The 14,131-nt window shown below is 42.5% G+C and carries 14 protein-coding genes; 2 read left to right on the top strand and 12 right to left on the bottom strand.

What is annotated here, in order from left to right; translation table 11 throughout:
* Positions 1–46: 46 nt before the first annotated feature.
* The 9 genes from EYB58_RS02855 to EYB58_RS23775 form a co-directional block, all read right to left on the bottom strand.
* Positions 47–946 carry an ATP-binding protein gene (locus tag EYB58_RS02855; RefSeq protein ID WP_111955302.1) on the bottom strand — a complete coding sequence of 300 codons (900 nt, stop codon included), beginning with the start codon at positions 944–946 and terminating at the stop codon, positions 47–49.
* Positions 946–1,806: a P-loop NTPase gene (locus tag EYB58_RS02850; RefSeq protein ID WP_111955304.1), complete on the bottom strand. Its 861-nt coding sequence runs from the start codon at positions 1,804–1,806 to the stop codon at positions 946–948. The genes EYB58_RS02855 and EYB58_RS02850 overlap by 1 nt, the downstream gene beginning before the upstream one ends.
* 34 nt (positions 1,807–1,840) lie before the next feature.
* Positions 1,841–2,224, bottom strand: a complete 384-nt coding sequence (locus tag EYB58_RS02845; RefSeq protein ID WP_111955306.1) for a response regulator — start codon at positions 2,222–2,224, stop codon at positions 1,841–1,843.
* A gap of 489 nt (positions 2,225–2,713) precedes the next feature.
* Positions 2,714–3,763, bottom strand: coding sequence for a 3-deoxy-7-phosphoheptulonate synthase (locus tag EYB58_RS02840; RefSeq protein ID WP_111955308.1), 1,050 nt, complete (start codon positions 3,761–3,763; stop codon positions 2,714–2,716).
* Positions 3,764–4,022: 259 nt separating this feature from the next.
* A complete protein-coding gene (locus tag EYB58_RS02835) occupies positions 4,023–4,964 on the bottom strand; it encodes an alpha-L-glutamate ligase-like protein (protein ID WP_111955312.1) in 942 nt (313 codons plus the stop codon).
* Complete coding sequence (locus EYB58_RS02830; RefSeq protein ID WP_111955314.1) at positions 4,957–6,492, bottom strand: inactive transglutaminase family protein; 1,536 nt, start codon at positions 6,490–6,492, stop codon at positions 4,957–4,959. The genes EYB58_RS02835 and EYB58_RS02830 overlap by 8 nt, the downstream gene beginning before the upstream one ends.
* On the bottom strand, positions 6,489–7,007 hold the full coding sequence (locus tag EYB58_RS02825) for an ATP-dependent zinc protease family protein (protein ID WP_163354379.1): 519 nt from the start codon (positions 7,005–7,007) through the stop codon (positions 6,489–6,491). Before EYB58_RS02825 ends, EYB58_RS02830 begins: the two co-directional genes overlap by 4 nt.
* A gap of 114 nt (positions 7,008–7,121) precedes the next feature.
* Complete coding sequence (locus EYB58_RS23780) at positions 7,122–7,727, bottom strand: IS630 family transposase (protein WP_242637634.1); 606 nt, start codon at positions 7,725–7,727, stop codon at positions 7,122–7,124.
* Positions 7,640–8,134: a helix-turn-helix domain-containing protein gene (locus EYB58_RS23775; protein ID WP_242637426.1), complete on the bottom strand. Its 495-nt coding sequence runs from the start codon at positions 8,132–8,134 to the stop codon at positions 7,640–7,642. The genes EYB58_RS23780 and EYB58_RS23775 overlap by 88 nt, the downstream gene beginning before the upstream one ends.
* Before the next feature lie 719 nt (positions 8,135–8,853).
* Between EYB58_RS23775 and EYB58_RS24385 the strand changes: the two genes are divergently transcribed.
* Entirely contained in the window at positions 8,854–8,988 is a 135-nt protein-coding gene (locus EYB58_RS24385; RefSeq protein WP_278186352.1) for a hypothetical protein, read from the top strand.
* A gap of 59 nt (positions 8,989–9,047) precedes the next feature.
* Here the strand turns inward: EYB58_RS24385 and EYB58_RS02810 are convergent, their stop codons facing one another.
* The 3 genes from EYB58_RS02810 to EYB58_RS02800 all read right to left on the bottom strand — a co-directional run bounded on the left by EYB58_RS02810 (position 9,048) and on the right by EYB58_RS02800 (position 13,507).
* Positions 9,048–10,586 carry a methyl-accepting chemotaxis protein gene (locus EYB58_RS02810; RefSeq protein WP_131071988.1) on the bottom strand — a complete coding sequence of 513 codons (1,539 nt, stop codon included), beginning with the start codon at positions 10,584–10,586 and terminating at the stop codon, positions 9,048–9,050.
* 504 nt (positions 10,587–11,090) lie between these two features.
* On the bottom strand, positions 11,091–12,755 hold the full coding sequence (locus tag EYB58_RS02805; RefSeq protein WP_111960817.1) for a transposase: 1,665 nt from the start codon (positions 12,753–12,755) through the stop codon (positions 11,091–11,093).
* A gap of 110 nt (positions 12,756–12,865) precedes the next feature.
* Positions 12,866–13,507: a hypothetical protein gene (locus EYB58_RS02800; RefSeq protein WP_111960815.1), complete on the bottom strand. Its 642-nt coding sequence runs from the start codon at positions 13,505–13,507 to the stop codon at positions 12,866–12,868.
* A gap of 312 nt (positions 13,508–13,819) precedes the next feature.
* On the opposite strand from EYB58_RS02800, the gene EYB58_RS02795 reads away from it, so the two are divergent.
* On the top strand, positions 13,820–14,125 hold the full coding sequence (locus EYB58_RS02795) for a YhbY family RNA-binding protein (RefSeq protein ID WP_111955485.1): 306 nt from the start codon (positions 13,820–13,822) through the stop codon (positions 14,123–14,125).
* Positions 14,126–14,131: the final 6 nt, after the last annotated feature.

The raw sequence follows: 14,131 nt of genomic DNA, 5'->3' as shown, positions 1-14,131 counted from the left end.
TTGTGTATATTAAACCTTAAACATATTATTTTTTATTGGGTTATGGTCAGCACAGTCTGTCCATCTTCATGGCCGGGTGTGCCATGACCCGGTTCCAGATCTGTTTGATTTGTGTTGCGGCAGGACTGTCAGCATGGGTTTCCATGATGGATTTTCCCTGGACCATGGCCTTTGTGAATGCCGGGTCAAAGGGGAGTTTTCCCACAAATACCATATTTCTTTTTTCGGCAATGGCTTCAATGGCTTGGGCCTGATCCGGGTTTAAATCGTATTTGTTGATGCAGACCATGGCCGGCATTTTAAAATGGGCTGCCAACTGGGCCACACGTTCCATATCATGGATGCCTGAAACCGTGGGTTCTGTGACGATGAGAACGGCATTGGCATGCCCGATGGAGGCAATAACCGGACATCCAATACCCGGAGGGCCGTCTGTGAGCAAGAGGTCAATGCGGTTCGCAATTACGCGTTTTCTGGCCTCATCTCTGACCAGGGCCACCAATCGGCCTGAGTTGTCTTCTGCAATGCCTAAGCGGGCATGGATCATGTCCCCGAACCGGGTTTTCGACGCAAACCATTGTCCACAGATTTTTTCTTCAAAGGTAATGGCAGATTCAGGACATAGATCTGCGCAGACCCCGCAACCTTCACAGTCAAGGCCGTCAATATAAAAGATTTCTGCGCCTTGAACCGGTTTAACTGCGTCAAACCTGCAAAGTTCCATACACAGGCCACAGCCGGTGCAGGCGTCAGGGATAATTTTTGCCTCATAGCCGCCTGCAAAATCATGGGTTTCTTGAATGTCCGGGTCCATAATAAGGTGCAGGTCTGCTGCATCCACGTCTGCGTCACAAAGCATCATATTTTCGGCAAGGCTTGCAAATGCTGCTGTTAAACTGGTTTTTCCGGTTCCGCCTTTGCCGCTTAAAATCACAAGTTCTTTCATCAGGCATCCCCTTTCCGGTTCACAATCGCTTCAATGGATGTGTACAGACGTTTAAAAATATCTTTGTATTCAGGCAAAGCCTGGACAAGCAGTTCGCCCTTTGAGTAGGCAGAAGCAATTTGCTTGTCAAAGGGAATTTCAAGTAAAACCGGTATGTTTTCATTCTGGGCATATTTTTTAACATCATCATTGCCAATACCTGCCCGGTTGATCACAAGACCACAGGGAATGTCTAACAATTTGACCGCTTCCACGGCCAGGGTCAGATCATGCAGGCCAAAGGGCGTGGGCTCGGTGACCAGAACCACAAAATCCGTTCCTTTCATGGAGGCAATCACGGGACAGGAGGTGCCCGGCGGGGCATCTATAATGGTGAGATTTTTTTCTTTTTCAAGTTTCCGAACCTGTCTGATGACCGGTGGTGCCATAACTTGGCCGATATCCAGAAGCCCCCGGCCGAATGACGGGGTTTTGGGAAGGTTCAGGCTGCCTGTTTCCACCGTGCCGATGAACCGGTCTATTTCAGTGATGGCTTTTTCCGGACAGACAACCGTGCAGCCACCACAAGAGTGGCAGAGTTCCGGAAAGGTAATTACCGTTTCCCCGGCCACCGCAATTGCGCCGTACCGGCAGATCTCCATGCATTTTTTGCAATAGGTGCAAAGGCTCAAGTCCACTTTAGGTACAGGGGCATTGACCTTTTCTTTTCCAGTGAAGTTTGGATTCAGAAAAAGATGGGCATTGGGTTCTTCCACATCGCAGTCTAGAAGCATGAGGTCTGCATCAAGGCTTGCGCAAAGATTGGTGGCTACAGTGGTTTTGCCTGTGCCGCCTTTACCGCTTGCTATGCTGATAATCATATAATTTATCTCCTTGCCGTCAGGGTGTTTCCCATTACCCCAGCAACCTGATCTTTTTTAATTGGTCTTCCAGGTTTCTGGCATCATCCTGTTCCGGTTGAACAGACAGCTGCATCAGCACGCCGTATCCTTCATAGACATCATGGAACTGCTTTTTATCCATGGTCCCGGAAATCGCACAATTGGTCATGGGGCTCTGAGTGGTGACGGCCTCCACCAGGGCTTTGGCATTCATGTCCGGCAGGTTTTCTTCCATAATTACCAGATCAATCCACTGCCCTTTAGGGGTATTGGTCATCAGGGATAAAAGTTCTTTGCCGGTTGCGCACCATTTGATTTCAATGCTGTGTTGTTCCAACATCTGTTCAAGTTCCTTAAACTGAGCTTTGTCCCTGCTTACAAATACCGCCTGTTTCATTTTATATATCTCCAGTCTCGTTAAATCCAAATTGCTAAGATTCCTGGTCCTGGAATCTTCGGGTTAAAACATAGCAAAGCGCGTGCCATTGTATGGTTAATATTGAACTTATATGCAATGGACTGAAAAATAAGGCAGATTTTCTCTTTGGCAAGGGGCTTGTAAAAAAAGAGGATCAAGGGATAGGTGCAAAAAAGCGACACTGTACTGAAGATGCGACAGTGTGGGCGCAAAGGTGAAATCTTCGGGGCTGTTGGGGGAGGTATCCAGCCCTGAAGATTATGGTTGCAAGCTTAGGCCCAAGTTTAAAATAAAACCTTCCATATGGTTTGCCTTTTCATCCGTCTTCTTCGTTGTGTTAATGGGTACATATATTTAATTTGCTCCCATTGCCACGCCTTGAATACGAACGAAAAGTCTAAACCATATTTTGGAATGTTTTATTCCGATCATGGGCCTTAAATCAAGCAGGTGTGTTTTAAACCGGTTCTAAGCAGATAGCTTGTCAAATGCGTAATGGATAAGTTTTTCCGTGGTTTCCCATGAGATGCATTCATCTGTGATGGAGACCCCGTACTTAAGGTTATCTGCATCCCCATTGCACTTGCACTTCTGATTGCCTTCAAACAGGTTGCTTTCCAGCATCAGGCCTACAAGCCTGTCATTGTCATCAAGTCTTTGATCCACGGCGCTTTTAAATACAAAGGACTGGCCTGTGTATTTTTGGCCGGAGTTGTCATGGGAACAGTCAATGATCACTGCATCTAACAGGTCCTTTTCCCTGAGCCGGGCTTGGGCTTTTCCCACGGACACGGGATCGTAGTTGGGGGAGGCCCCGCCGCGCAGGACAATGTGGCCGAAGCGGTTCCCCCGGGTGGTGACAACGGCTGTTTTGCCGGCCGGATCAATACCCAGAAAATGTTGGGGTGCTTTTGCGGCCTGGGTGGCATTGACAGCAGACGTCAGGTTGCCGTCGGTACCGTTCTTGAATCCCACGGGCATGGACAATCCCGAGGCCATTTCCCGGTGGGTCTGGGACTCTGTGGTGCGTGCACCAATGGCCACCCAGCTTAAAAGGTCGGCAATGTACTGGGGGGTGATGGGATCTAAAATTTCCGTGGCCGCGGGTAGGCCTAATGTATTGATGTCGATCAACAGGGATCTGGCCCTTCGAAGACCTTCTTCCATATTATAGGATGAATCCAGGAGGGGATCATTGATCAGTCCTTTCCAGCCCACGGTGGTCCTGGGCTTTTCAAAATATACCCGCATAATAAGGCTGATTTTATCTTTTACCTCTTCGCGCAGGACCTTCATCCTCTGGGCATACTCCATGGCTGCATCCATGTCATGGATGGAGCAGGGGCCTACAATGACCATCAGCCGCTTGTCTTCTCCGGTCAGGATGTTCTGGATCTCCCGGCGGCCGGCAAGTACATTGTCAGCCGTTTTTTCGGGTACAGGCAGTTTTGTTCGTATGACTTCCGGGGAGGTTAAGGTAAAAAATGACTCTACATTTACATCGTTAATCAGTTTCATGACAATTCCTTTCGCGGGCTTTTGTCGCCTGAAACTTCAAATAAAAAAGCCGCAGGCGGTGTCTGCCTGCGGCTTTAAAAAAAATGATCTATTTAGCGCAATACAGGCAGGCAGGTATAAAAATAATACCCAAAATAAAAATAAAATTTGCCAGTTTTGCGGGTGGTCATGGATTTTTCCTTTTTATAATTATCCTAGAAATATATAGACTTGTTATTTGGGCGAGTCAAGCATTTAATTTGCGGTCCTTAATTCAGGGTTATTGTTTGAAATGACGCACGGCAAACTGAACTTTATCATCCATTGAATTTAATTCATGGCGGTGCTGTTCAATCCATTTTAATCTTTTTAATAGACCGGATTGATTAGCAATTTGAATGTTTAGTCCCGGGCGTGCGTTAAGCTCCAGAATCATTGGGCCCTGATTTTTATCCAGAACAATATCAACTCCCTGGTATGCAAGACCGGTTATTTCATAACACCGAGAGGCAATATCCAGCAATTTCTCCCAGAAAGGGATTTTAATATTGGTTACCGGTTGGCCTGTATCAGGATGTCTGGTGATAATGATATCTTTCCAGACAGCAGAAAGCGTGATACCTGTCGCAATATTGATTCCTGCACCGATAGCGCCTTGATGGAGATTGGCTTTGCCGTCTGACATCCGGGTGGGCAGACGCACCATTGACATGACCGGGATACCGAAGAAAACAATAATGCGGATATCTGGAACCCCCATATAAGAAATGGGCTCAAATATCAGATCCGGCTGTACCCGGTACTCAATAATGGCTTTATCGGATTGTCCGCCAAGACTGTACAGGCCGCTTAAAATATTGGAAATATGATATCTGAGTTCATTAGAAGTCAGAACGTTTCCGCTTGCTTTCCGGTACATATCCCTTGCACGGTCAGCAATCACCACAATTCCGTTGCCGCCGCTACCGCAAGCAGGTTTAACGACAAAGGCATCTTGATCCTTTATAATATCGTCAATATCCTGGATCTGACGTTCGATTTCTATGACGGCATAAAGCTCGGGAACCGGAATGCCGGCTTCTATGGCAAGCTGCTTTGTCTTTAATTTATTATCAACAAGGGGATATTTGTTTCGGCTGTTATATTTCAGGGTATAGTTTGCATTTCTATTGTTAATGCCCAGAACACCTTTTTGTGAAAGTAGTTTAAAATAGTTAAACATTATTTGTTTTCCTGATAAATTCCTTGAAACGGTATAGCTCAATCAGGCGGAAACCTGAATACCGTCCCAGCAGAAGGGTGATGCCAAACAGGATGAAAAGCAGTTCCGGGAAAAAAAACATGATATGTTCAACAATTTGATTTTTGATCACATAATAAATCACAGCAGATACAAACAATGTCCCAAGGCCTTGGCTCAGGGCTTCTCCGGGCCCTCTTTCATCCCAGACTATGGACATTCTTTCTATCGCCATGGCCAGAATAACAATAGGGAAAAGGGATACAGATAATCCAAGAGGCAGACCCATATTATAGGTGAAGATATTTAAGCCTGCTATGATGATGATAACAGCAATTAATATTGCTGATAATCTGGGGACAACAAGCAGTTTCAAGTTTTCCAGGTAAAACCGAATGGCAAGGCCGATAGCAATAATAAGTGAAAACAGGATGATTCCCCACAGCAGTTGGGTTTCCCTGAAAGAGAGTGCAATCAGAACCGGCATGAAGGTTCCGAATGTTTTAATTCCGATAATATTTCTAAAAATCACCACCAGTAACGCACCTAAAGGAATCAGCAGTATCACACGGTATATGATCTGGTTCTGGATAGGCAGGTTCAGTAATGAAAATTTGAAAAAATGGGGAGATGTGAGTTTGTTTTGCACAATGGCGTTTTGAATTGCTTCAGTCTCATTTTTCTGGGCAGTTATCTGGGTATGGCGATTTTTTCCTCCCCAGATTTTATACAGGGGCTCAGAGCCTCTCCACCAAGCGATATAACTTTCCGGGATATCACCGCCTGAATTGTCAGGATTATAGCTTTTCCATTTTTTCTGATAATATACTTCCAGCCAGCTTACCATTTCCACCTGAAGGGTTTCTTTTTTTAAATCAAAACCGTGAACCAGTTGGGCGGGAATGCCTGCCAATGCCAGCAATTTGACGGCGGTTTCAATCTTTTGTGTTGTTGAAGCGGGTTTTTTTCCTAACAGTAAGGCAACATTTTCATCAATCCCGGGGGAATTCAGGTGCTTGAATAAATTCCCAATAACGGTATTCAAGTCTGCGGAATGTTCATAAATATTATTCCATAATCTGTTTGCTGCACTTAAGTAAGGCTCGTCAAACGAAGGGGCTGATATTTCTCCGGGTTTTAATTGTCCGGGCTTTTTATTGGCTGTTTTCTGGACAAGAACCCGGTAATATAGGTCCTGTTTTCCTTTTATTTTTCGGATGGACCAGACGGCCTTTCGATTGTTGTTCTTTTTTGTTGTGATCAGACCGTATTTTCCCGACAGGAACTGTTCTGAAATAATGGTAAAATTTTCAGATTCACCGGGTAAAAACAGGCTGGCTTTTAAGGATGTGTTATCAGCATCCACCGACAGCCTGATTTCAATATCCCAGAGGTTAGATGTTTTGTCAGGTGTAAGGGGAAAGTTCAGAAAATGGTATTTAAAAATGAAAATTCCGGACCCAAGAAGGATAAGCATACCCGATAAAATAAGTAGTTGAATTTTTTTCATTGTTTATCCCGCGGCACCTTGCACATCGGTTTATGGGTAAAGATGGCAGAAGGATCAATGATAAAATCATTCTCTAAGTCTCTCCTTCCGATCAAGATCTGATAGTTGAAATTGCTTCTGTCCATCAGACTCATTTTAATTTTTTTATGAACGCCGCCTAAGCAGATCTCCATATTGACAACCGGACGTTCTTCAAGGCCTCCGCCTTTGCGCTTGATTCTGATGGTGTTAATCACTTTTTTTTCAAGAAAAATTTGTTTGATGTTTGTTTTTTTTGAATTGTCCCTCAGCTCAAAACTTACCCATGCTGCTTTCCCCCGGTCAAACTTTTTCAGGTTATATGCATTAATTGCAGACCCCTTTGCGCCGGTATCCATTTTTGCACGCAGTTTTAGATTTCCAGGGTACACACGGATCATTTCAAGCCATCCGATGATTTCCTTGCTTTCAACCGGCATGGAAAACATAGACAAAAAGAGGGTGGAACAGATCAGTATCAATATATATTTTTTCATCAATATTTTTCCTTTTTGTACGCCATCTTTATTCATTATAAATCCGGCCTGAACTTATCTATTCAGATTTAAATCCTTTCTCACCATAAGTACATGGACAAAAATAAATCTATGTTAAGAAAACGAAATTGTAAATTCCTTACCGACACTTGCCAATATATTATCCAACTCAGCTTTCAAAAATTTAAATCCTTTATAAGCAGATGTTGATAACCAAAAGTATTTGATATGTTTCCATAAAATTTCAATCAGATTCAACTCCGGTGAATATTTGGGGATAAAGTATAGAAAAAGTCCTCTTTCTTCCCATGTCCCAACTTGAGCTTTAAAAATGGCGCTGTGATGTATTGGAGCATTGTCCAGAACAACGATGGTTCTTTTTGTTATGGAACGTGAAAAAACATCAAAGCAGGCCACGACAATATCTGAAGTAACCGAGCAATTAAAAACGCAAGGGAAAAAGTCATTTTGCTTATTCAAAAAACCCAACACATTGATTCTTGAGGTTTTTCCGCTCGGAAGTAAAAGCTGCTCATCCGCCTCTTGCCAGGCATATGGAATCTCAGGCACGCCGGTAAAGCCAGATTCATCAAAATAATACAAGTCAATGATATTTGCCTTATCTTCATCTTTCAAGATTTCAATTTCCTTTTGCGCGTCCCTGAACTCGTTCTCATTGCGTTTGCTTTTGAGAGATTTCCGTCCTCGACACCAACGCAGTTTTTTTTTATAATTCGTTTCAGGGTTTTTACGCTGATTTTTTTACCAAACGTTCCCTCTATTTCAGTAATGGCACTTTTAAGTTGTCTTGGATTTTTCTTTACAATATCAATGACTTCATCATGTTTATCACCAGGGATCAGTGGTGTCCTTCCAGGACGTGGTTTATCAATTAAAGAGTCAAATTGATATTTTCCCCATCCATCGATCCACTTCGAAACTGTTTCCTGAGTAGTCAAACATATTTGTGAAATCTGATTGATACTATACCCAGAGTTGCTCAATCGAATTGCTTGAGCCCTAAGTTTAGTACGGTTTGACTCTTCATCCGAAAATTCAATAAGTGACAGCCATTTTAATGCCAATGGCTCAATTGGAGAAACAAATTTTCTACCCGTACGTTTCATCTGATATCCTTGCTATGCAAATTAAAATAACAACAATGATTTATTGCAAAGCAATAATAAAACAAGAATTATTTTTGTCCACCTACTTAGCAACACTTGTCTTCTTTTACACAAAAAGGGATAAAAAATCACCATATTTTATCTGTTTTAGAGCTATAAAATGCTCCATAAACAGGAACGATTTCGAAATTGTGACTGTGGTGTTATACAGCCTATTTTTTTAGATTGCAAAAAAAGTTCGTTGAAGATGTGTTGAGTTTTCCAGTTTTTTTTAAAAAAACAACAACCTGCCTGCAGACATTTTTATTATTCATGATGAACGTATGGGGGTATGTGTGATTAAAAAGCCCTTCATGTCGTTTAATGTTGCACTTTGAATGGAGACTTTGCCGTCATTTTTTTCCGGGTTCAATTTCCGACCGTTTTTAAGAGCAGTTGGATTTGCCTGTTCAGCCATATTTTCGATTGTTTTTTCGTGACGGGTATGAAAAATGATTATCAAGAGAGGGTCCATTTTGACAACCATTTGGATGCAGTTCTGAGTTCAGCTCCGTTCGGATATGTTTTTTCTCTATTCAGTATCTTTGAACCTTGAACCAGTTTTTTTTGGAAAAGAATTTTTTGATGTAATGAAGTGGATGGGCCCAAAGGCAAGCTATTTCGTTCAAGTTATTTAATTTGCGCCCCTAAGGCCCTGTGGCAGAAATGGATTCCGGCAAATGGTTGAAAAAGAGGCGGCGAAACGGGCGCAAGGCAGGGTGAAATTGCGGGACCAAGGCATGTCCCATTGTTTTGATAATGAACTGCTCAAGCGGTTCATTTATACATTGAGCTCATCTGATTTTATCGTTTAGGCGCAAAATGTTATACATACAATGGTGGGCAAAGCTGCGCTTTTGCCCACCCTACCGAGCTAAATTTTAAACCGATTTACAGCGTCATTAAGTTTTTCATTAACCTTGACAAGGTCTGCCACACCTTGCCGTATCTTATTACTGTCCTGATCAACTTCTTGGGCAGCCTGGTTCACGTGGGTAATATCCTGGGCAATTTCTCCGGTCACAGCAGAAATCTGGCTGACATTCTCATTAACTTCTTGGACCCCCAGGCCTGCCTGGGAGATATTATTTGAAATTTCCTGGGTCGTCGCTGACTGCTCTTCAATGGCAGCTGCAACAGTGCCTACAATTTCGTTAATTTCATTGATGACGCTGACGATTTCCTGGATGGCTGATACAGATTCTCCGGTGCTGGACTGAACATTTTTAATTCGTTCATTGATCTCACTGGTTGCATCTGCTGTCTGCTGGGCAAGGGCCTTGATTTCTCCTGCAACTACAGCAAACCCTTTCCCTGCTTCTCCAGCCCGTGCTGCTTCAATGGTAGCATTCAGTGCAAGTAAGTTGGTCTGCTCAGAGATATCCTTGATGGTCTCGCTCACTTTGGAGATTTGAGACGCCGCACTTCCCAGTTCGTCAACCTTGACAGACACCTCACCGGCTTTTTTAACTGCATGACCTGTGGTCTGGCTTCCTCTGGAAATATTAGTTGCGATTTCGCCTATGGTGGCAGTCATCTCTTCGGCAGCAGCAACAACCGTCTGGATGCTGGCAGCCGCCTGCTCAGTGGCAGAGGCAACAGAGTTCATATTGCTGCTCATCTCTTCTGCTGCGGCAGAAACCGTATTTGATTTTTCAACGGTGCCCCTTGAGCTTGCAGTGATCTTATCAGAAAGGGCCTTAATTGTTGAGGAAGATGCGTTAACGGTTTTTGTGCTGTCGTTCATATCCATTATGAGTTTTTTTAAACTTGAGGACATCTTGTTAAGAGAATCGGCAAGCCCCCCGACATCATCTTTTTGCTTGATATCAAGGGTTTGGTCAAAATTACCGTTTGCCACATAAGCGGCAAAGTCCACAGTCTTGCGAAGGGATCCGGCTATGGATTTGGAGTGGCTGATGCCATACGCTGTGAGAACAGAAAAGATCAGAACCGCAATAATCCCTATGGTAATTATTTTTGTAGTTATAATACCATGGTCTTCAATTGCCGCAAAAGAGTTCATCAACTCTTCTTTGTGCTCGTCAACAATTTTATCGATGATCCCGGCCAGTTTCTCCGCAAACGGGTCAAATTCCTCCATCATAGGGTTGCCTTTTTCCGGACCACCGTCAATATAGGCTTGGGCCGTTTTTTTACCTATAGTATAGTAATCACCCAGGCTTTTTTTCATATCCTTAAGCAGTTCAACCATCTCAGTCTCACCATATTTATCATGCTCGACAATGGCGAAGTCGATTCTTTTAACGGCATTTTCGTAATAATTTTCAGCTTCTGCGTATCCGTCATCATATCCTTCTGCCGCCCTTGTGGCAGAGATGTCGGTGAGCCATTGTTGAATCTGTTCAATGTCCCGTTTGGTTTCAATGAAATTCAGGGTATGCGGCAGCACTTCAGATTGAGCGGCGTTCAGTTCCTCAATAGTTTTATTGTTAAAACTGTTGATTATAAGGCCAACAATAACAAAAAAAATACAGACAACCCCAAAGCCCAGATAAAGTTTCAGTCTGATAGACAGATCGTTTAATTTTTTTCATTTTAATCCCTTCGGTAACGCGTAAAACATAAATATGAGTACCTTTTAGGGTTTGGTACTCTTTATTCGCATTCACAAATTTATCATTATAAATTTTTCTTAAAGAAAGATTTATATCGCTAACATGTACGAATTTAAGTGTCAAGTTAAAGCTTTGTTAAGCAATGCTTTTAAGTTGGCAAAATTGGGGTTGCAAAGCCATGAAAAGATGATTTAGGCAAGTCAGATTTCAATATGTTACGGCAGACTTGAGTAGGATTAAGTCCATTTTATTGGAGATTGACCTTGATGTACTCGTAAAAAGTCCGAATGAGCCTAAATAGCTATGATAGCAAATGACGGTTGGTATTGATCTTGCTCTTAAGTAGCGAATAAGGATGCCAATTTTTTCGGCAAATCAGGCCGCTGAATTATTTTTTTCATTTCAGGGCTAATTTTTCCATACGTTTTTTGTTCGTCGTTTAATTTTTCAAGAACCATGTTGTAGTCAATTTTTTCGAATCGTTCCTCCAAAGTAGCATTCCCATCAAGGATGGCTTCCATATATTCTGCTTTATCAAGATTCTTGATTAACGGCGTGTCTGTGAGCATGGTTTTGAGCCTTTTATTTAATGATATTGTTCCACTTCTTTTCCGGTTTCTACGTTTAAGTTCCCGGAAAAATCGTTCCAAAATATTGTTTGTGCGTTGAGGTTGGATGTGAACCTGCTGACCATTGGATGTTTCGATTGTAATTGGATCGGCAAAAAGTTTCTCCCAGTAAGTGTCGATCTGTTTGATCATTTTTTTATATGAGTCTGTTTGAGATAATTTCGGGTCTGCCATTATTTGCGCCCTGAATCTTTTCACTTTCTGAGCAATACGTTTTATATTGGTATTATTATCGCCGTCATCATTAAGTCCTTTCTTATTTTCAGAAACGGTTATGGATAAGGCGGTTCGGAGTTGTTTGAAGGTTTCCATCTTTTTTTCAATTTGCTTAGCGGCGCTTCTCAACTGTTGGTCATTGATGATTTTATTGAGAGGCTTCCAAAGATTGAAGAAATGTTTATCGAATTGATTGTAGCCAGAGGTGTCCACCATTTTATACAGGACTTTTAGCCGCTGGTAAAAAATAAAGTGCGGGCAATCAAATGGGAAACCATAACCCTCAAGTTGGCCAGTTGTGTCAAGAGCCCAATGGATCATGACATATGACGACACAATCGCCAGTTTTTCTGCGGGTATTGTGTTCGGCTGATTTTCAGCAATACACTCTAATAGCCCTGTCCCAAGTTGAGTATCGTTTCCCATGAGAGAGTCCAGCGCCTTTGCTTTTGCCCGAAGCACTGTTCTGATTTTATGCTTTGTTAAACGGATTCTAATCTTAGCGTATTCTGCTTCATATAAATCTTTTCCAATATCTCTTAAAAAATGGAAATGGCAGATGAAATCCGGAATACCTTTGAACACAACCTCTACTGCCGATAAAATGCCTTTACCCATATCATGGACCAGAGCAACCGGGTTGCCGTATTGCTTTTTTATTCTTTCTAAAAAGGGGATGATGGATTCTGCTTTTTCCGAGGGCAATTTGATATTATCCAATACTATTTGAGCAATGCCGTCCATACCGGTAAAAAGATGAGGACTGCCGCCTTCGCAAGTGCCATCTATATGCAGAATATAGCCGCCTTTGTGTGACATCAGTTGATTTAATCGTTGCTGTGCCTGCTGATGGGCTATGGCCAGATAAGCAATAAATTTCTTACCAAGGAAACCAATCTCTCGTTGAGAAATGGTTATATTTCTATCTGACAGCAGTGCAATGATTTGCTGTTCTGATAGACAGTGAACAAAAAGTCCATATCCGACAAAAACCAACACATCATACCCATACGTGCACCGATATGGGGTCAAAGAACGAAGCTGTTGACTTTGATGGACCGTGTTATCAATTGGATTGACCAAAACTGTTTCCTTTGCACAAAATGCCCCGATATCCAAAGTCACAACGTTTTTCTTCCTGGTTTTGAGCACTTTCAAATCCCGTTGGCCTACCTCCTGCGGATAAAAGGAAATAGTTGGCTCCTCCGGAAATAGATTCTGCGGACAAATCCCTTCAGTGATTTTGTCGATATACCCTGTGAGACATTTTATGGCTCTGTATCCGAAGTTTTTTTTAAAAGGTCATGGAATTGCAAAAATTGTTTAACAACAACTGGGTCAAAGCGCTCACCCGGAAGAGCAGATTCAATGGCAAGCCGGTCAACTTCAATACCTGGGTTTTTTATTATGTGTACTAAAATTTTAACTGCCTGGGTATCAGTGGGCCAACCATCGGTCTTGTGTCGTTCTGCACCCCTTTTTTGTAGTTGATATTTGTTGGGTGCCGCTGAAAAATAAACAAACCGGCCCTGATGTTTTTCTCGTTTGATTTCGTCGGATTGCTTGATTTGTGAAAAATAGGAACTACTTGAAGGGATCTCAATAATGCTCGAAATATCAGCGGCACTGAGCCCAGCTTCAGATCTTTTTACCAATTCAATAATTGTTTGTTTTAAATTGCCGTGCTTGGAAAATAGAGCAAATTGATATTTCCATAATCCATTATCGTCAAATTCAGGAATTTCGGGCAATGTGTAGTAGCGACCGTTTTGATTTATGCTTGTGAATGTTTTCCACTTTTTTAATCTTCTTCTCACTGTTATCGCAGAGCATTGGAGTAATTGCGCCAGCTTTTCAATTGCCATAATTTTGTCTTGCCTAAACTTTTTCCGAACGTCATATTCATCCATTCCCCCTCCGTGATAAAGTATGTGTAATTGTGAACGAATTACGCATACTTTATCATGGATATGGAAGGGGTTTCAAACTATTTTTCCCTGAAATTTTAGGTCGATAGGCTAAAAATGAACATATTGGAGTGAACTTTAAGGAAAACACATACTTTATCAGTTTCAAGTTCGAGGTAGGACGTCATTATTGATGGGGCTTTTCAAGATTCCAACCGTCATTTGCTGCCATAGCTAAATAGGGGTGTATCCACAATCCCCGGTTTATGATAATATGCCGGACCTGAAAGATGAACTTTAATTTAAGGATTTAACGTGACACAACTTACCGGCGCCCAGCGCAAATACCTAAGGGGCCTTGCCCATAACTTAAACCCTTCTGCCTTTGTGGGGGCAAAGGGTGTGACAACAGCTCTGATCCAAGAGGTGGACAACGCCCTGAGCGCATCTGAACTGATTAAGATAAAATTTATTGATCACAAGGAGAAGGATGTAAAAGCCGCTTTGCTTGATGAGATTACAGCACGGCTTAAATGCCATGTTGCCGGAACCATCGGCCACGTGGCTGTTCTTTATCGCTGCCACCCGGACCCGGAAAAGCGAAAAATCACTTTGGCTTGAATCAAA

This window comes from Desulfobacter hydrogenophilus (assembly GCF_004319545.1).
Classification (GTDB): Bacteria; Desulfobacterota; Desulfobacteria; order Desulfobacterales; family Desulfobacteraceae; genus Desulfobacter; species Desulfobacter hydrogenophilus.
The sequence above is the reverse complement of the archived record's forward strand: the minus strand, read 5'-3'. Positions and strand labels throughout refer to the sequence as shown.